This window comes from Pseudomonas rhizophila, from assembly GCF_003033885.1.
Classification (GTDB): Bacteria; Pseudomonadota; Gammaproteobacteria; order Pseudomonadales; family Pseudomonadaceae; genus Aquipseudomonas; species Aquipseudomonas rhizophila.
Genome location: NZ_CP024081.1, coordinates 5,327,508 through 5,345,424, shown reverse-complemented (window position 1 = coordinate 5,345,424; position 17,917 = coordinate 5,327,508). Strand labels below are relative to the sequence as shown.

General features: G+C 61.4%; 11 protein-coding genes. 9 read left to right on the top strand and 2 right to left on the bottom strand.

All coding sequences use genetic code 11. The annotated features are described in order from the left end of the window. Positions 1 to 143: 143 nt before the first annotated feature. The 7 genes from dgcB (at position 144) to CRX69_RS24760 (ending at position 12,888) form a co-directional block, all read left to right on the top strand. A complete protein-coding gene (gene dgcB, locus CRX69_RS24790; RefSeq protein ID WP_047230383.1) occupies positions 144 to 2,108 on the top strand; it encodes a dimethylglycine demethylation protein DgcB in 1,965 nt (654 codons plus the stop codon). Beyond that, positions 2,108 to 3,328, top strand: coding sequence for an electron transfer flavoprotein subunit alpha (gene etfA, locus CRX69_RS24785; protein WP_107323024.1), 1,221 nt, complete (start codon positions 2,108 to 2,110; stop codon positions 3,326 to 3,328). Before dgcB ends, etfA begins: the two co-directional genes overlap by 1 nt. Before the next feature lie 15 nt (positions 3,329 to 3,343). Beyond that, positions 3,344 to 4,114 carry an electron transfer flavoprotein subunit beta gene (etfB, locus tag CRX69_RS24780; RefSeq protein WP_047230385.1) on the top strand — a complete coding sequence of 257 codons (771 nt, stop codon included), beginning with the start codon at positions 3,344 to 3,346 and terminating at the stop codon, positions 4,112 to 4,114. A gap of 329 nt (positions 4,115 to 4,443) precedes the next feature. Next, a complete protein-coding gene (locus CRX69_RS24775) occupies positions 4,444 to 5,010 on the top strand; it encodes a GNAT family N-acetyltransferase (protein ID WP_047230578.1) in 567 nt (188 codons plus the stop codon). A 1,128-nt stretch (positions 5,011 to 6,138) separates the two neighbouring features. Further along, positions 6,139 to 9,591, top strand: a complete 3,453-nt coding sequence (locus tag CRX69_RS24770) for a GMC family oxidoreductase N-terminal domain-containing protein (RefSeq protein ID WP_107323023.1) — start codon at positions 6,139 to 6,141, stop codon at positions 9,589 to 9,591. A 156-nt stretch (positions 9,592 to 9,747) separates the two neighbouring features. Further along, positions 9,748 to 11,616 carry a c-type cytochrome gene (locus CRX69_RS24765; protein WP_047228151.1) on the top strand — a complete coding sequence of 623 codons (1,869 nt, stop codon included), beginning with the start codon at positions 9,748 to 9,750 and terminating at the stop codon, positions 11,614 to 11,616. A gap of 27 nt (positions 11,617 to 11,643) precedes the next feature. After that, positions 11,644 to 12,888: a metallophosphoesterase family protein gene (locus CRX69_RS24760; RefSeq protein WP_047228150.1), complete on the top strand. Its 1,245-nt coding sequence runs from the start codon at positions 11,644 to 11,646 to the stop codon at positions 12,886 to 12,888. A gap of 107 nt (positions 12,889 to 12,995) precedes the next feature. Here the strand turns inward: CRX69_RS24760 and gbcA are convergent, their stop codons facing one another. Beyond that, positions 12,996 to 14,291 carry a glycine-betaine demethylase subunit GbcA gene (gene gbcA / locus CRX69_RS24755; RefSeq protein WP_107323022.1) on the bottom strand — a complete coding sequence of 432 codons (1,296 nt, stop codon included), beginning with the start codon at positions 14,289 to 14,291 and terminating at the stop codon, positions 12,996 to 12,998. A gap of 282 nt (positions 14,292 to 14,573) precedes the next feature. On the opposite strand from gbcA, the gene gbcB reads away from it, so the two are divergent. Further along, positions 14,574 to 15,674, top strand: a complete 1,101-nt coding sequence (gene gbcB / locus CRX69_RS24745; protein ID WP_047228148.1) for a glycine-betaine demethylase subunit GbcB — start codon at positions 14,574 to 14,576, stop codon at positions 15,672 to 15,674. A gap of 120 nt (positions 15,675 to 15,794) precedes the next feature. Here the strand turns inward: gbcB and CRX69_RS24740 are convergent, their stop codons facing one another. Continuing rightward, positions 15,795 to 16,835 carry a threonine aldolase family protein gene (locus CRX69_RS24740; RefSeq protein ID WP_107323021.1) on the bottom strand — a complete coding sequence of 347 codons (1,041 nt, stop codon included), beginning with the start codon at positions 16,833 to 16,835 and terminating at the stop codon, positions 15,795 to 15,797. 195 nt (positions 16,836 to 17,030) lie between these two features. On the opposite strand from CRX69_RS24740, the gene CRX69_RS24735 reads away from it, so the two are divergent. Continuing rightward, positions 17,031 to 17,735: a TraX family protein gene (locus tag CRX69_RS24735; RefSeq protein ID WP_076383400.1), complete on the top strand. Its 705-nt coding sequence runs from the start codon at positions 17,031 to 17,033 to the stop codon at positions 17,733 to 17,735. The last annotated feature ends 182 nt before the right edge of the window (positions 17,736 to 17,917 follow it).

The following is a 17,917-nucleotide window of genomic DNA, read 5'->3' as shown; positions in this document are numbered from 1 at the left end:
TGTGGGAGCGAGCCTGCTCGCGATGAACGATAACGCGGTCTGCCTGAGGCACCGCGGCGCCTGAATCGCGAGCAGGCTCGCTCCCACAGGAACCGAGTAAGGCATCTCGACCTGCAAGACCTGAGGTCTTTGGGAGCTTCACCATGCTGAACACCCTTCTTCCCATCCTGCTGTTCGCTGCCCTGGGCCTTGCGGTCCTTGGCGCTTTGCGGCGGGTGAACATGTGGCGCCGGGGGCGACCGTCCAAGGTCGACCTGATCGGTGGCCTTTTCGCCATGCCCAAGCGCTACATGGTAGATTTGCACCATGTGGTGGCGCGGGACAAATACATCGCCAACACCCACGTCGCCACAGCGGGCGGATTTGTCCTGGCGGCGCTGCTGGCGATTCTGGTGCATGGTTTCGGCCTGCAGAACCGCATTCTGGGCTATGCCTTGCTGTTCGCCACGCTGCTGATGTTCAGCGGCGCGATCTTCATTGCCCTGCGTCGTCGCAATCCACCGTCACGGCTGTCCAAAGGCCCGTGGATGCGCTTGCCCAAGAGCCTGTTTGCGTTTTCCATCAGTTTTTTCCTGGTGACCTTGCCGGTCGCCGGGATCTTGCCGGCCGACTTCGGGGGCTGGGTGTTGGTGGCGCTGTTGGGCCTGGGCGTGCTTTGGGGTGTGTCGGAAATGTTCTTCGGCATGACCTGGGGTGGGCCGATGAAACATGCCTTTGCCGGGGCCCTGCACCTGGCCTGGCACCGCCGCGCCGAACGCTTTGGTGGCGGCCGCTCAACCGGTCTCAAACCTTTGGACCTGAACGACCCCGCGGCACCGTTGGGCGTTGAGAAACCCAAGGATTTCACCTGGAACCAGTTGCTCGGTTTCGACGCTTGCGTGCAGTGCGGCAAGTGCGAAGCCGCGTGCCCGGCCTTTGCCGCCGGCCAGCCGCTGAACCCGAAAAAACTCATCCAGGACATGGTCGTCGGCCTGGCCGGCGGCACCGATGCGAAATTCGCCGGCAGCCCCTACCCATCCCTTGACGGCAGGGGTAAACCGGTGGGCGAACACAGCGGCAATCCACACCAGCCAATCGTCAACGGCCTAGTGGACGCCGAGACGCTGTGGTCCTGCACCACTTGCCGGGCGTGCGTTGAGGAATGCCCGATGATGATCGAGCACGTCGATGCCATCGTCGACATGCGTCGTCACCTGACCCTGGAGAAAGGCGCCACGCCGAACAAGGGCGCTGAAGTACTGGAAAATCTCATCGCCACCGACAACCCTGGCGGCTTCGCCCCGGGCGGGCGGATGAACTGGGCGGCGGACCTGAACCTGAACCTGCTCAGCGAGGTGAAGTCCACCGACGTGCTGTTCTGGGTCGGCGACGGTGCCTTCGACATGCGCAACCAGCGCACCTTGCGCGCCTTCGTCAAAGTCCTCAAGGCGGCGAACATCGACTTTGCCGTGCTCGGTCTCGAAGAGCGCGACAGCGGCGATGTGGCCCGGCGCCTGGGTGATGAAGCGACCTTCCAGCTGTTGGCCAAGCGCAACATCCAGACCCTGGGCAAATACAGCTTCAACCGGATCGTCACCTGCGACCCCCACAGCTTCCACGTACTGAAAAACGAATACGGCGCCTTCGATGGCAACTACCGGGTGCAGCACCACAGCACTTACCTGGCAGAAGTCATCGAGGCCGGCGCCCTGAACCTCGGCCAGCACAAGGGCGACAGCGTGACCTATCACGACCCCTGCTACCTGGGCCGTTACAACGGCGAATACGAGGCGCCACGCCAGGTGCTGCGTGCGCTGGGCATCGAGATCAAGGAGATGCAGCGTTCCGGTTTCCGCTCCCGTTGCTGCGGCGGTGGCGGCGGCGCGCCGATCACTGACATTCCGGGCAAGCAGCGTATCCCCGATATGCGCATGGAAGACATCCGCGAAACCGGCGCCGAACTGGTGGCAGTGGGTTGTCCACAGTGCACCGCGATGCTTGAGGGTGTGGTTGAGCCACGCCCGATGATCAAGGACATCGCTGAACTGGTGGCCGACGCTCTGCTCGAAGACGCGGTTGCGAACAAACCAGCGGCTCCGGCCAAACGTGAACCTGCGGAGGTGCATTAATGAGCGACATCATCCGCCGCGACCCTCGCGCCGAGTGGATCGCCCGTAACCGCCTGCACCCACTGCACGCGGCCATGCAACCGGTCCAGCACAGCTGGATGGGTCCCAACGGTGTCATCCGCAAGAACGTTCATGGTGTCGGATTCATCGGCCCCAACGGCATCAAGCGTATCGACCGCAGCGGCGCCCAGCAGGGCGGCGCGACCAAGCGCACTGCGGCAACTGAAGTGCAATTGCCGCTGCATCAGGTGCCGCAACCGGCGTTTTATATCTGCGTGGTGCCGGACATGGTGGGCGGTCGTCTCAGCAGTCACGACCGCGATCTGCTGGGCCTGGCCCATCAATTGGCCGGTACCGGCGGCGCGGTGCTGGCAGTGGTCTTCGGTGAGCACAAGGAAAGCACCTTTGCCACGGCCGGTGTCGACCGCTTGCTGGTATTGGAAGGCGATGCGTTCAGCGGTTATGCACCGGAACAGCGAGTCCAGGGCCTGCGGGCTGTGGATAACCAATTCAACCCACGCCATTGGCTGCTGCCTGACAGCCGCACCGGTGGCGGCGAACTGGGCCGGCGGTTTGCCGCAGCCCTGGGCGAGCGCCCGGCCACGCGGGTCTGGCAGGTCAAGGGTGAGGAGTGCATCGGTCGGGCCGGTGCCGGCCTGCAAGACCTGGCGCGGCCTTTGGCGCGGTTGATCCTGGCCGCGGCCGAATGCGCCGAACCGGTCAGCGAAACCCGCCACGAAGCCTTGCCGGTGGAGTTATCCACAGGCGTGGCCCGCAGCTTGTCGCGCATCGAAGACCTGGGCGCGGTGGCGGTGGACCCGGGCGCGATTCCGATGGCCGAAGCCGAATTCATTTTTTCCGGCGGCAACGGGGTCAAGGACTGGGCGCTGTTCCACCAGACCGCTGCGGCCCTGGGCGCCACCGAGGGTGCTTCGCGGGTAGCGGTGGACGATGGCTTCATGGCGCGGGATCGCCAGGTTGGCGCGTCCGGCACCTGGGTTACGGCGCGGGTCTACGTCGCGGTGGGGATTTCCGGGGCTATCCAGCACCTGCAGGGCATCGGCGCCTGCGACAAGGTGGTGGCGATCAACCTCGATCCGGGCTGCGACATGATCAAACGGGCAGACCTGTCGGTGATTGGCGACAGCGCGGCGATTCTCCAGGCCTTGATCGCGGCGGTAGAGGCGTACCGCAACGAAGCCAAGCGCGATGCGGCTTAAGCTAAGGATTCAACCATGAGTACTCAAGTGATCAGCCTGGTGTCCATCGGCGCCCACCCCACTTCCGGTCGGCCCCGGCGCGCCGAGCAGGATGCGCGGGCCGTGGAACTGGGCCTGCAACTGGCTGGCAACGACCTGCAAGTGCTGCACGCAGGCGACGTGGCTGAACCGGCCCTGCGCGCCTATCTGGGCATGGGTCTGGACGAACTCTACGTACTGGATAACCCCGCAGGCGCCGACGCACTGCCGGCCCTGACCGACTATCTGCGTGACGCGGGAGCCCAAGTGGTGCTCACCGGCAGTCAGGCGGAAACCGGCGAGGGTTCCGGCATGTTGCCGTTCCTGCTGGCAGAAAATCTCGGCTGGCCGCTGGTGGTGGGGTTGGCCCAGGTCGAATCCATCGACAGTGGCGTAGCCTTGGTGCTGCAAGCCTTGCCCCGCGGCCAGCGGCGACGTCTCAAAGTGCGCCTGCCGTTCCTCGCCACGGTGGATAACGCGGCCCCCAAACCCCGGCAAAGCGCCTACGGCCCGGCCCGACGCGGGGCGTTGCACGCTGAAGAAGTCGAGGTGATCGACGACGCCCTGTTGGCGGTGGCGACCCTGCAACCGGCCAAACCACGGCCCAAACGCCTGAAAGTGATCAAGGCCAAGAGCGGCGCCGACCGCATGAAAGCCGCCACGGCCAAGGCCAGCGGCGGAGGTGGGCAGGTGCTCAAAGGCGTGAGCCCGGAGGCGGGCGCCGAGGCGATTCTCAAGCTGCTGATTGAGGAAGGGGTGGTTCGTTAAATCCAGGCTCACCTTGTCCCTTGTGGGAGCGAGCCTGCTCGCGATAGCGGTCTTCCATTCACCTCCAGGTTGACTGACATGGCCCCATCGCGAGCAGGCTCTCTCCCACAAGGGCTGAGGTTTACCCACAATCCCTGTGCGCGCCTCTGTGGATAACCTGTTCGATCCTATCCAGACACCGCGCAAATCAGGCCTTTCAAGCCTTCGCTCAAAAAACGTCCAATCTGCCCCGCTGCAACATCCAGCCATAAAACCGCTGCCCTGGCATGTTGTCGTGACTCAAACCTGCGCCTAAAAAAAGCTGTTTGATAGCTAATGGAGCCACATCAATGGAAGTTGAATTTCGTCCGGCGTTGCCCACGGATACACGGGAGATCGCTCGTCTGTTCCGGATTTCCTCAGAGGGCGCGTCGGATTACATCTGGAGCCAGCTGGCGGAGCCCGGGCAGGATCTGCTGGAGGTAGGGGCTGCTCGCTATGCCCGTGAGGATGTCGATTTTTCCTACCAGAACTGCCTTATTGCAGAAGCCGGCGGACAGGTCATCGGCATGATGCATTGTTACGTGACGCGTGAGGATCCGCTGGCGACTCCCGTCACTGATCCGATCCTGGCGCCCTACGCCGACATGGAAGTCCCCGATACCCTCTATATATCGAGCCTGGCCCTGCATGAAGGGTGGCGTAACAAGGGGCTCGGCGTGCGCTTTCTCGAGCGAGCGCAACAACGTGCCGATCAACTGGCGCTCAAAGGCCTCAGTTTGATCGACTACGCAGCGAACACCGGCGCCCGGCGCTTTTATGAGCGCCACGGTTTTGGCATCGTCAAAACCTGCCAGGTCGTCCCGCATCCGCTGATTCGGGTGACGGGGGAGGCGTATTTGATGCATCGGCCTTAACCATTACGACGGCCTCACCAGACACCCTTGTGGGAGCGAGCCTGCTCGCGATAGCGGTCTTCCATTCACCTCCATGTTGACTGGCATGGCCTTATCGCGAGCAGGCTCGCTCCCACAAGGGGCTGAGGTTTACCCACAATCCCTGTGCGCGCCTCTGTGGATAACCTGTTCGCCCCTCGCCACACCCCACGCAGATCAAGCTCCCCAAGCCTGCGCTTAAAAAACAACCAGCCTAACTCACGGTTTTTCCTCGATTTTGTTTGTGAATAAGCGTGAGCGCAGGACGCTACTTGCCCCCAATCTCTGTTGGCGCTTCTGTGGATAAGATGTTCGCTACCCTCTACAGGCCATACGGAACGGGGCTTTCATGGGGTTGATCATAAAATGATCAATTCATCATTTTTATCCGAAAAATTCCGCTAAAACCTCGATTTACCGGCCATAGTCGCGGTTTTCCACAGAACCGTCAGAATTACCCCCAAACACTGTTGGCGCTTCTGTGGATAAGGTGTTCGCTCTCCTCCAGAAGCCACGCTAGACAAGGCTTTCAGGTGGTTGATCAGTTTTTGACCTATATGGAAAGGAAACGCTCTTTGTTCATAAGTCACGGTTTTTCTTTAGCTTTTACTTAAAAAAATCAGTCGCAATGACGCACTTGTCCCCATTAGCTGTGGGTGGACATGTGGATAACTTGTTTGCGAAAGCGTAAGAGCCACGGCGGGTATAGGCCCAGACGCTATAGATCAAATTTCATACAGTTCTAAGGATCCACCTTGACGTGGCCCTGGCAGCTGTCTTCACTCATGGCACAAGGACACCGCCACTTTATCCACATCTGGTTCAGGGAGAACGCATGATGGATAGCAAGCCCCCCTGCTGGTACCCGATCTCGGCTGCGACCTGTACTCCGACCTGTACTCCGACCCCTCCCACCCGGTTACCCAAACGCAGACGTCGTCGTGCCACCAATCAGCGTGCGCGTCTATAGCGCCTCGTTGAGCCCTGAGTTTCCCCTGTAACACCGTTGACTGCCGCTCCAACCCGTACGGGATAGTGGCCAGGCGTTCGTGCGCCTGTCGATTTGCAGGCAACCGCAGAGTTGCCCCATCTGCCTGAGAGGACTTGAACATGACACGGATCTCGACCCCCATTAGCGAAATCAAGGAGCATTACGACGTTATCGTCATTGGTTCCGGCTACGGCGGTGGCATTGCTGCGTCACGCCTGTCCCGGGCTGGGCGCAAGGTTTGTCTGCTGGAGCGGGGCCGGGAGATCCAGCCCGGCGAATACCCCAACACCATGCTTGCGGCCACCGAAGAGTTGCAGGTGCATGACCCGGACGGTCACATCGGGTCGCGCACCGGACTGTTCGACCTGCACGTCAACGCCCAGCAGAACGTGGTGGTCGGTTGCGGCCTGGGCGGCACTTCGCTGATCAACGCCAACGTTTCGCTGGAGCCGGAGCCCGGTGTGTTCGAGGACTCGCGCTGGCCGCAGGCGGTGCGTGACCATTGCGACACGCTGCTCAAGGACGGTTATGCGCGGGCTCGGGAAATGCTCAAGCCCAACCCTTACCCAGATGCGTCGCCGAACCTGCCCAAACTCGACGCCAACCGCAAGTCGGCGAGTTATCTCAAGCAGGACGCACATTTCTACAAACCGCCCATCAACGTGACATTCGACAAGTTGCCCAACAACCTCAACCACGTCGGCGTCGAGCAGTTGCCGTGCAACGGCTGTGGGGATTGCGTCTCGGGCTGTAACAACAAGGCCAAGAACACCACGCTGATGAATTACCTGCCGGATGCCTGGAACCATGGTGCGGAGATTTTCTGTCAGGCCCAGGTGCGGCACCTGGAGCGCGACGGCGACGGCTGGATCGTGCATTTCCAGTACCTGGACAGCGGTCGCGAGTTGTTCTCGGCGCCAACCCTGTTCGTGCGCGCCGACATCGTGGTGGTGTCCGCCGGCACCCTGGGCTCTACCGAGATCATGCTGCGTTCCCGGGACAAAGGCCTGTCGATGTCCAGTCAACTGGGCGAGAACATGAGCGGCAACGGCGACATCCTCGGGTTTGGCCACAACTGCGACCAGACCATCAACGGTATCGGTTTCGGCGCCCACTCGGCCAAGGAGCTGGAGCCGGTGGGACCGTGCATCACCTCGATCATCGACATGCGTACCGAGGGTGACTGGCGCAGCCGCATGGTCATCGAGGAAGGCTCGATCCCCGGCGCACTCGGTCGGCCCATGGTGCCGAGCATGGCGGCGTTCGCCGGGATGATCGGCGTGCCCACCGACACGGGCCTGGGTGCCAGCCTCAAGTACAAGGCCCGGGAAGCCGAGAGCTTTCTGCGCGGCCCGTACTATGGCGCGCTGCATAACATGCAGACCTACCTGATCATGAGTCACGACAACGGCAAGGGGCGCATGGTGCTCGACAACAAGGACCAGCTGCGCATCGACTGGCCCGGCGTCGGCGAGCAGGAAAACGTGACCCTGGGCAATGAGCGTTTGCACCAGAGCACCAAGGCGTTGGGCGGGATCTGGGTCGAGAATCCGATCTGGACCAAGCTGCTCAAGCACAGCATCGTTTCGGTCCATCCCTTGGGCGGCTGCGTGATGGGGGAAGACGCGACGCAAGGCGTGGTCAACCACAAGGGCCAGGTATTCAGTGGTGCCAGCGGGACGGATGTCTATCCCGGTCTGTACGTGACGGACGGTGCGGTGATCCCGACTTCCCTGGCGGTGAACCCGTTGTTGACCATCTCGGCGGTGAGCGAGCGCAACATGGGGCTGCTGGCGGCCGATCGTGGCTGGATCATCGACTACACCCTGCCTTCGGCCCCGCGCAAACCGGTGGCGGCGCCGACCCTTGGCGTGCAGTTCACTGAAACCATGAAGGGCTACTTTTCCACAGCCTTCACCCAGCCTCAGGGCACTGATCTTTCGCTTTACGAAGCCGCGGCCAAGCGCGGCAAAGCCGATAACTCGCCCATCGAATTCACCCTGACCATCACTGCCGCCGATCTCAATCGCCTGATCAAGGAACCGGAACACGCCGCCACCCTGGTGGGTACGCTGGATGCGCCGATGCTTTCGCCCAAGCCGCTGGTCGCCAGCAACGGAGTATTCAACCTGTTCGAGCAATACCAGGAACAGGTGGATGTGCGGCACATGAACTACGACATGAAACTGACCGCCGAGGATGGCAGCGATTATTACTTCAGCGCCTTCAAGACCGTGCCCGAGGACAACGGGGTGCTGAACATCTGGCACGACACCAGCACGCTCTATGTCACGCTGTATCGCGGGCCGGACAAGAGCGGCGAGGTCATCGGCTCGGGGGTGATGCACATTCTGCCGGCCGACTTCGCCAAGCAGATGACCACCATGAAAGTGCTCAACGCACGTAACGAGCGTGAGCGAGTGGAAGCGTTGGCCCGCTTCGGCAAGTTCTTCGCCGGCATTTTGTGGGAGAGCTACGGCGGGGTGTTCGCTGGCGATGTGTACTTCAATCCGGACGCGCCGCCTCGCAGCAAGCGGCCGCTGGACGCACCGGCGCCGACCGTGCATTTCTTCCAGACCGAGGACAACGTCGAGCTACGCCTGACTCGCTATCAAGCGGGCAGCAAAGGCCCGGTGATGCTGGTGCATGGCCTGGGGGTGGGGTCGAATATTTTCTCCACCGACACCATCCAGACCAACCTGCTGGAGTACCTGTGCAAGCACGAGTACGACGTTTGGTTGCTGGACTTGCGGGTGAGCATCCTGCTGCCGGCCAGCAAGCATGAATGGAACGGCGACCAGGTGGCTCAGTACGACTTCAAGGCTGCTATCGAGCAGATCCAGCAAGCCACGTTGGCCCGTGACGTGCAATGTGTGGTGCATTGCTACGGTGCGACGACGTTCTTCATGTCGATGCTGGCGGGGCTGCAAGGGGTTCGCTCGGTGGTCTGCTCACAGATTGCCGCCGACACGGTGGTTGCCACCGCCACCGGACTGAAGGCCGGTTTGCATTTGCCGGGGATGCTCGATGCCATCGGCATCAAGTCCCTCACGGCCTACGCCGACACCAAGGAAAGCTGGTTCAACAAACTCTACGACAAGGCTCTCAACGGTTATGCCCGGATCGAGGCCCAGGGCTATTGCACCAACCCGGTCTGCCACCGCATCACGTTCATGTATGCATCGCTGTACCGCCACGACACCCTCAACGAAACCCTGCACGACAACCTGCATGAATTGTTCGGTGAGTCGAACATCCAGACCTTCGAGCACCTGGCGCTGATCGTGCGCAAGGGGCACCTGGTGGACTTCAAGGGCAACGACGTCTACATGCCGCATTTCGATCGGTTGAAATTGCCGATCTGCTTCATCAGCGGCGCCGAGAACCAGTGCTACCTCCCTCAAAGCACCCTCAAGACCTACGAGCGACTGTGCGATATGCACGGCCCGCAACTGTTCAGCCGTCACGAAGTGCCGGGCTACGGCCACATCGACTGCATTTTTGGCAAGGACGCGGTGGTGGATGTGTACCCGATCATCCTCGAACACCTGGAGAAGACGGCGCTGGGCTAGTTCTAGATCGCATCGCGAGCAGGCTCGCTCCCACACGGGGTTTGTGCCGTACGCAGGTTCGGTGGCCCACACCGTTCAATGTGGGAGCGAGCCCGCTCGCGATGCGATCGTCTGGACGCTGCATCTCGTGAGTCAGGAATAAGGAAAAAGGATGCCATGAACACTTACATCCGTTGGTTCCAACGCATCATCTGGGTGGGCATTGTGATGAACATGGTCTTCGCGATTCCGGCGCTGTTCGCGCCGGCGTTGCTGACGTCCATGCTTGGCCTGCCGCCCGTGCTGTCCGATCCCTGGCTGGAAAACACCGGCATGTTGCTGGTGGGGATCAGCCTGTTCTACATGCCCTCGGGGTTCAACGCGCCGCGTTTCGTGGTGCATTCGTGGTTGTGCGTGCTGTCGCGGCTGGTGGCGGTGGTGTTCTGGATCTACCTGATCAACACCAACAACCAGGGCCAGTTGTTCGTGCCGATGTTGATGGGCGACTTGAGCATGTTCCTGATTCTGGGCGTGCTGCTGTACCTGGGCAGCCCGGTGGCCCATCGTCCACTGGCCTTGCTCTGCGCCGGTTGGCGGGAGTGGCGCGCCGGCTGGGCGCGGCGCTGGCACAGTCATGGTTTCAAGGTCGGCACGCTGGTGGTGGTATTGCTGCTGGGTTTCATCGGCTACCAGACCTGGTACCAGATGATACGAGAGGTGCCCCAGCCAGACTTCGCTTCCGACGAGGACCACTACAAATACGCCGCCATCGGCCTGGGCATCGAAGCGCGGATCCCTTATTACCTGTTCGCCGTGCTGCCGCAGATGTGCCCGGAAAAACTGCCCAAGCCCGGCGGTTACGAGGTGTTCGGGTTTCTCTACGAGAACGGCAACGACCTGCCGATCGGCATGGCCAAGCGGCAACTGGGCTACCCCACCGTGGAGCCGAACTGCGCGCTGTGCCACACCGGCTCGTACCGGGCCAATGCCAGTGACGTAGCGGTTCCGGTCGCCAGCGCGCCGGCCAACACCCTGCAACTGCAGGCCTTCCAGTGGTTTGCCTACGATTGTGCCAGCGACCCGAAATTCACCCCAGATGCGGTCATGGCGGCGATCAACAGCAAGTTCCAGCTGGGCTTTTTCGAAAAACTGTACAACCGTTACCTGATCATCCCGATGGCCAAGAGTGGGCTACTCAAGCAGAAGCAGGCCTACGCCTGGCAGAAACTGCGCCCGGCCCAAGGTCCGGGGCGGACCGATACCTTCAACCCGACCAAAATGGTGGTGTTCGGCTTCCCGGATGACTCCACCATCGGCACCGTGGACTTGCCGCAGGTCTGGAACCAGAAACCCCGTGAGTCGATGTATCTGCATTGGGACGGCAATAACAACAAGATTCACGAACGCAACTACGCGGCGGCCATGGCCGTGGGCGCGACACCGCAATCGGTGCTGCCGCCGAGTTTCAACCGGGTGACCAATTGGCTGCTGGGCCACAAGGCGCCGGCGTGGCCGTTCGCCCTGGACCAGGCGAAAGTCGCCCAGGGCAAACCGATCTGGGAGCAGAACTGTGCCGCTTGCCACGACTTCGGCCGTGCCGACACAGGACAGGTCACTACCAACATCGACCAGTTGGGCACCGATCCCCATCGCCTGAACTCCTTCACCGTCGGGCTGGTGACGGCGTTCCACGGCTTCAAGAAACCGCCGTTCGACTTCGGCGCGTACCGCAAGACCCAGAGCTACAGCAACACCCCCACCGACGGCATCTGGCTAAGGGCGCCGTACCTGCACAACGGCTCGGTGCCGACCCTGTGGGACTTGTTGCAACCGCCCGAGTTGCGGCCGCAAGTGTTCTACACCGGCTCCGATATCTACGACCAGGAGAAGGTCGGCTTCATCACCAGCGGCGCGCAGATGAAGGCGTCGGCGGATTTCAAATACGACACCCGCCTGGAAGGCAACCACAACGGCGGCCACCTGTATGGCACGCAGTTGTCGGATGTCGACAAACGGGCCCTGATCGAATTCATGAAAACCCTGTAGCCCAGGGCACTGCGAAGGAGCGTTCACATGTCATTACTGCACCATTGGGAACATGAGTTCGACAAGGTCAAAGTCCGCCTGCACGGGTTGGTCACGCGGCTGGAGATGTCCTGGAAAAAACTCGTCAACGACCTGGAGCCCGAAGAGTTCGAGGCCATCGTCAAGCTGCTCCAGCGTGGCCACGATCAGGCCCGGCACGTCATCGATCACGGCGACCTGCCGGATGACGAACCGGCCGTGCCGTGGGAGCTGGCCCACGGTCTTTCGATCCTGAAGATTGGCAATGCCAGCGCCTTGCCGCAAACCGAGGACGAGCTGCCGACCCGCGTGCTCAAGGACGGCACCTTGCTCGGTTGCCGCAAATGGGAGTTGCTCGACCTGTTGTGGAGTGAGGCGTTGCTCAAGTGGATCGAGAACCTGCGCCATCACGCGCCGTTCGCCACTAACCCGGCGCTGGTGAAAATGGACAGCGACGTGGTGTTGGCGATTGCCGGCGACTGGGGCACCGGACCGTTCGACAGTCATGCTCCGGCCGTGGCTGTCGCCAATCAGATGCAACTGGCCGAGGCCGACTTCACCATCCATCTGGGCGATGTGTATTACGCCGGCACCCATTCCCAGGAGGACGTCGACATGGTCGGCTGGCCCCAGGGCAAGCACGGCTCGTTCACGCTCAATTCCAACCACGAGATGTACAGCGGCGCCCACGGTTATTTCAAGGAGCTGGCCAAGCGTTTCCCGGTGCAACAGGGCACCAGTTACTTTGCCCTGTACAACGACGATTGGCTGGTGGTCGGCCTCGACAGTGCCTACGCCTCGGACGCGATGAATCTGTACATGGATGGCACCCTCAACGCGCAACAGATCGACTGGATGAAAAACCTGCCCAAGCGCAAAAAGCTGATGGTGCTCAGTCATCACCAGGGCTTCGATATTTCCGGGCACCACAAGACCGCGCTTTACCAACCGGTCTGCGATGCACTGGGGCGTGAGCCGGACTACTGGTATTGGGGGCATCTGCACAATGGCATCTGCTACGCGCCCCAAGGCGGGCTGCACGCACGCTGTGCCGGGCACGGAGCGATTCCCTACGGCACCACCAGCGAGTTGAACGGACATGCCGGGGTGTTGTGGTCGGAAACGCAACTGGCGGGGGATGAGGCGTACCCGGAACGGGTGTTGAACGGGTATGTGAAGGTGCGGCTGGTGGGGGAGGAGATTGTCGAGACGTTTTATGGGGAGGATGGGTCGGTGCGGTGGTCTTCACAGTAATCGGGTGAATGTGAGGCCGCTATCGCGAGCAGGCTCGCTCCCACATTTGATCTTCGGTGCGCCAAAGATCCTTTGTGGGAGCGAGCCTGCTCGCGATGCTTTTGCTGTCAGCCCTGGACCGGAACGCCCTTGAGGTACGGCGCAGGTTCCGCCCCCAGGTTGTTGAGCATGCGCTCGCTGTACCAGTCGACGAAGTTCACCACGCCGAACTCATAAGTCTTGGAGTACGGGCCTGGCTGGTAGGCGGTGGAGTTGATGCCGCGCTGGTTTTCTTCGGCCAGGCGACGGTCCTGGTCGTTGGTGGCGTCCCAGACCTGGCGCATGCGTGCCACGTCGTAGTCCACGCCTTCGACCGCGTCCTTGTGTACGATCCACTTGGTGGTGACCATGGTCTCCTGGGCGCTGATCGGCCACACAGTGAACACGATGATGTGGTCGCCCATGCAGTGGTTCCACGAGTGGGGCAGGTGCAGGATACGCATCGAGCCCAGGTCCGGGTTCTTGATGCGGCCCATCAGTTTGGCGCAGCCCTGCTTGCCGTCCATGGTCATCGACACGGTGCCCTTGAGCAGCGGCATGCGCACGATACGGTTGCGCAGGCCGAAACTGGCGTGGGCGTAAGGGATTTTCTCGGCTTCCCAGGCTGCGGCGGAGGCCGCTACATGGTCCTTGAATGCCTGGTCGGCCCGTGGGTCGGTGACGTCGTCCCATTCCAGCAGGGTCTTGAGCAGTTCCGGGTGCGCGCCGCCGCAGTGGTAGCACTCGCGGTTGTTTTCCAGCACCAGCTTCCAGTTGGCCTTTTCCATCAAGGTGGTTTGCACCGCCACCTTGGTGTTTTCCATGTCATAGGGTTCCATGTAATGGGTCAAGGTCGCCAGGAAGTCGTCGATGGCCGGTGGGTTCTCCGCCAGGCTGATGAAGATGTAGCCACCGGCGGTCTTCACGTTCACTGGCTTCAAGCCGTACTGGTTCATGTCGAAATCGGCGCCCATTTCGGTGCCGGCGAACAATAGGCGACCGTCCAGCTCGTAGGTCCACTGGTGGTAATGGCAGACCAGCTTGGCGACCTTGCCCTTGTCGCTGGTGCACAGCCGCGAGCCCCGGTGCCGGCAGACGTTGTGGAACGCATGCACCACGCCGTCGGCGCCGCGAATCACGATGATCGGGTTCTTGCCAACCTGCAGGGTCAGGTAGTTGCCCTTGGTCGGAATTTCGCAGGTCATGCCGGCGATCAACCATTCCTTCTGGAAGATTTCCTGCATGTCGATATCAAACAGGCGCTCATCGGAGTAGAACGGCTGCGGCAGCGAGAAAGTGCGCTCGCGTTCCTGCAGCATTTGCGCGGTGGCCTTGCGTGCGGCTTCCAGCGGATCGCCCAGGCTCAGGGTTGCGGTGACGTCCATCGTTTTATCCTCATGGCCCTCTACGTGGCCGGCGAAAGTGGCTAATCAAATGTGCTACGCAAGGCAGAAAATATTATTTATCTGTTGGGGCGAGTGTGGGGCCGCGCAGGGGGCGAACCTTATCCATGGGCGACATGGCCCAATCTGTTCCCGACGCGCAAGGTCCGGTCGTTGGGGGCTGGTCGCGGTAAGCATGTGAATGTCGCAGATAGGTAAATGGGCGATTCGCGCTATACGCAGAATCGCCTCATAAGAGGCCGACAGTCGGCCGTGGAGATCAGCATGTCCAACAGCTTCCTGAACCCGGTAACCACCCAGACCTGGGCCAATGGTCGTCACATTGTCCGTTGCGTCAAAGTCATCCAGGAAACCTGGGATGTGCGCACCTTTTGTTTCATGGCTGATCAGCCGATTCTGTTCTTTTTCAAGCCGGGGCAATTCGTCACCCTGGAGCTTGAAATCGAAGGTCAGCCGATCATGCGCTCCTACACCATCTCCAGCTCGCCGTCGGTGCCCTACAGTTTTTCGGTGACCATCAAGCGCGTACCGGGGGGCAAGGTTTCCAACTGGCTGCACGACACCCTGCACGAAGGCCAGGAGCTGGCGGTGCACGGGCCGGTCGGCCTGTTCAATGCCATCGACTTCTCCAACCCCAAGGTGCTTTACCTCAGTGGCGGTGTCGGCATCACGCCGGTGATGTCCATGGCGCGCTGGTACTACGACACCAATGCCAACGTCGACATGGTGTTTATCCACAGCGCCCGCTCGCCCAAGGACATCATCTATCACCGCGAGCTGGAACACATGGCGTCGCGGATCGATAACTTCAACCTGCACCTGATCTGCGAAAAACATGGGCTGGGCGAGCCTTGGGCCGGGTATCGCGGCTATCTGAACCACAAGATGCTGGAGCTGATGGCGCCGGACTTCCTGGAGCGCGAAGTGTTTTGCTGTGGCCCGACGCCCTACATGAACGCGGTCAAGCGCCTGCTGGAAGCCGCTGGCTTCGACATGACGCGTTACCACGAGGAGTCCTTCGGCGCCACGCCACCGGAAGCCCGCGCCGACGCGGTGGAACAGGCCGAACAGGCTGCGGACGCCCCGGAAGTCGATGTGGCGGACCTGCATCTGGTGGAGTTCACCGCCTCTGGCAAGAGTATTCGCGTGGGGCCGGGAGAAACCGTCCACGCCGCCGCCGCCAAGCTCGGCATGATGATTCCCAAGGCCTGCGGTATGGGCATCTGCGGCACCTGCAAGGTTTTGAAACTGGGCGGGGAAGTGGAGATGGACCACAACGGCGGCATCACCGAAGACGACGAGGCCGAAGGTTACATCCTGTCGTGCTGCAGCGTGCCGAAGGGGGATGTGCGGATCGAGTTCTGATCAGTCCATCCAAGTAGCGATGAGCACCTTCTGTGGGAACAAAGCCAGTGGGAGCAAGGCTTTGTTCCCACTGTGAGCCCCTCTCACCACAGGGGTATGACGGGCATGGGTTCGGTTTTTCTAGCCCGCCATCACTTCCCGAATATCCACCGCCAATTCCCGCACTCGCGCTTCTTCGGTGTCCCACGAGCACATGAACCGCGCGCCGCCCTTGCCGATGAAGGTGTAGAAGCGCCAGCCCTTGGCGGTCAGCGCGGCGATGGCCGGTTCCGAGAGTTGCAGGAATACGCCGTTGGCCTGGACCGGGAACATGAGTTCCACGCCTGGGATGTCGCTCACCAGTTGCGCCAGCAGTTGGGCGCAGTGGTTGGCGTGCCGGGCGTGCTTGAGCCAGGCGTCGTTTTGCAGCAGGCCGACCCAGGGCGCCGAGAGAAAGCGCATCTTCGAGGCCAACTGCCCGGCCTGTTTGCAGCGATAGTCGAAGTCTTCTGCCAGGTCGTGGTTGAAGAACAGGATCGCTTCACCCACCGCCATGCCGTTTTTCGTCCCGCCAAAGCACAGCACATCCACCCCGGCTTTCCAGGTCAGGTCTGCCGGTGAGCAGCCAAGGAAGGCGCAGGCGTTGGAGAATCGTGCGCCGTCCATGTGCAGGTTCAGCCCCAGTTCCTTGCAGGTGGCGCTGATGGCGCGGATTTCTTCCGGGGTATAGACGCTGCCAACTTCCGTGGCCTGGGTCAGGGTCACAACGCGGGGCTTGGGGTAGTGGATGTCCTGGCGCTTGAGGGCGATCTCGCGGATCGAGTCCGGGGTCAGCTTGCCATTTTCGGTGCGCGCCACCAGCAGCTTGGAACCATTGGAAAAGAACTCCGGCGCGCCGCATTCGTCAGTTTCGACGTGGGCGGTTTCCGAGCAGATCACGCTGTGGTAACTCTGGCACAGCGAGGACAGCGCCAGGGAGTTGGCCGCGGTGCCGTTGAACGCGAAGAATACTTCGCAGTCGGTTTCGAACAAGGCACGGAAATCATCCGCCGCGCGGTGGGTCCACTCATCATCGCCATAGGCGCGCTGATGACCCTGGTTGGCTTCTTCCATGGCCGCCCAGGCTTCGGGGCAAATGCCGGAATAGTTGTCGCTGGCGAATTGTTGACTCTTGTCGGTCATGGCCTTGCTCCTGAAATAGAGAGTCCTGGGTAAGAGATCCCTGACAGAATTCCCGGATGGAGAATTCCGTGGTCCGGCGTGCTTTGAGTCCGGCACGCGGTGGTCGATAGTGGTGCGCACTTTACCCAAGATTCGCGGGGGAACACACTGGATGTTTCTGTCAGAAACTCACAACACCCTAGGGCGGCTGTACCCATGAACCGACGTGACGGAGCCTTGGACCTGCTCAAGTGGTTGGCTCTGTTGGCGATGGTGCTCGATCATCTGCGATATGTCGGTTACTCCGCCGATTGGTTGTATGTGCCGGGACGTCTGGCGTTTCCCTGGTTCTGCCTGGCGATGGCGGCGAACCTGGCGCGCAACGGGGCCAGTGCGAGCTCGTGGCGTTACCTGGGCTGGCTGTTGCTGTTCAGCTCAGTGAGCGAAATTCCTTATCGGTTGTTTATTCCTGTGCCGGCTACCTTGAACGTGCTGCCGACCCTGACCCTCGGGTTGCTGGTGGCGCGTAGTTGGCAAACCCATACGCTGGAAGCGCGTTTGCTGGCGGCGGGGGCGTTGCTGCTGGCGGCGCTGTTTTCCTCGCGGCTGATGTTCGGTTTTTTCGGCGTCCTGCTGCCGCTGGCGATGTTGCTGGTATTTCGCCGGCCCTGGTATTTCGCGTTGTTGCCAGGCTTGGTGTGCCTGGCGGCCAACCAGTGGCGGGTGCTGTATGGCGCGGCCTGGCTGGGGGATGCGGTGGCGATCGGCGGGTTGGTGGCGTGTCTGTTTGCGCCATGGCTTGGGCTGGTGCTTTTGCGACACGCTGGTCGTTTTCATCCTCCGCCCATGCGGCGCTGGGCCTACGGTCTGTATCCCGCGCATTTCCTGCTGTTGCTCGCGGTTCGCCAGATCGCCGCATAGCCCTATGGGAGCAAGGCCTGTGGGATAACACAGTGCTATCCCACAGGCCTTGCTCCCCGACTCTTTGAGCGCATGTCGTAAACGCACCTTTGCGTGGCGTCCATAGGCATTTGACCTGCCTGCGCCGGCCATACCATCGCTTCCAAAGGGCACGACCGAACGGTGGTCAGTGCCTCACCGAG

Coding starts and splice junctions, on each gene's coding strand:
- dgcB (WP_047230383.1), top strand. CDS start 144: ATGCTGAACACCCTTCTTCCCATCCTGCTGTTCGCTGCCCTGGGCCTT.
- etfA (WP_107323024.1), top strand. CDS start 2,108: ATGAGCGACATCATCCGCCGCGACCCTCGCGCCGAGTGGATCGCCCGT.
- etfB (WP_047230385.1), top strand. CDS start 3,344: ATGAGTACTCAAGTGATCAGCCTGGTGTCCATCGGCGCCCACCCCACT.
- CRX69_RS24775 (WP_047230578.1), top strand. CDS start 4,444: ATGGAAGTTGAATTTCGTCCGGCGTTGCCCACGGATACACGGGAGATC.
- CRX69_RS24770 (WP_107323023.1), top strand. CDS start 6,139: ATGACACGGATCTCGACCCCCATTAGCGAAATCAAGGAGCATTACGAC.
- CRX69_RS24765 (WP_047228151.1), top strand. CDS start 9,748: ATGAACACTTACATCCGTTGGTTCCAACGCATCATCTGGGTGGGCATT.
- CRX69_RS24760 (WP_047228150.1), top strand. CDS start 11,644: ATGTCATTACTGCACCATTGGGAACATGAGTTCGACAAGGTCAAAGTC.
- gbcA (WP_107323022.1), bottom strand. CDS start 14,291: ATGGACGTCACCGCAACCCTGAGCCTGGGCGATCCGCTGGAAGCCGCA.
- gbcB (WP_047228148.1), top strand. CDS start 14,574: ATGTCCAACAGCTTCCTGAACCCGGTAACCACCCAGACCTGGGCCAAT.
- CRX69_RS24740 (WP_107323021.1), bottom strand. CDS start 16,835: ATGACCGACAAGAGTCAACAATTCGCCAGCGACAACTATTCCGGCATT.
- CRX69_RS24735 (WP_076383400.1), top strand. CDS start 17,031: ATGAACCGACGTGACGGAGCCTTGGACCTGCTCAAGTGGTTGGCTCTG.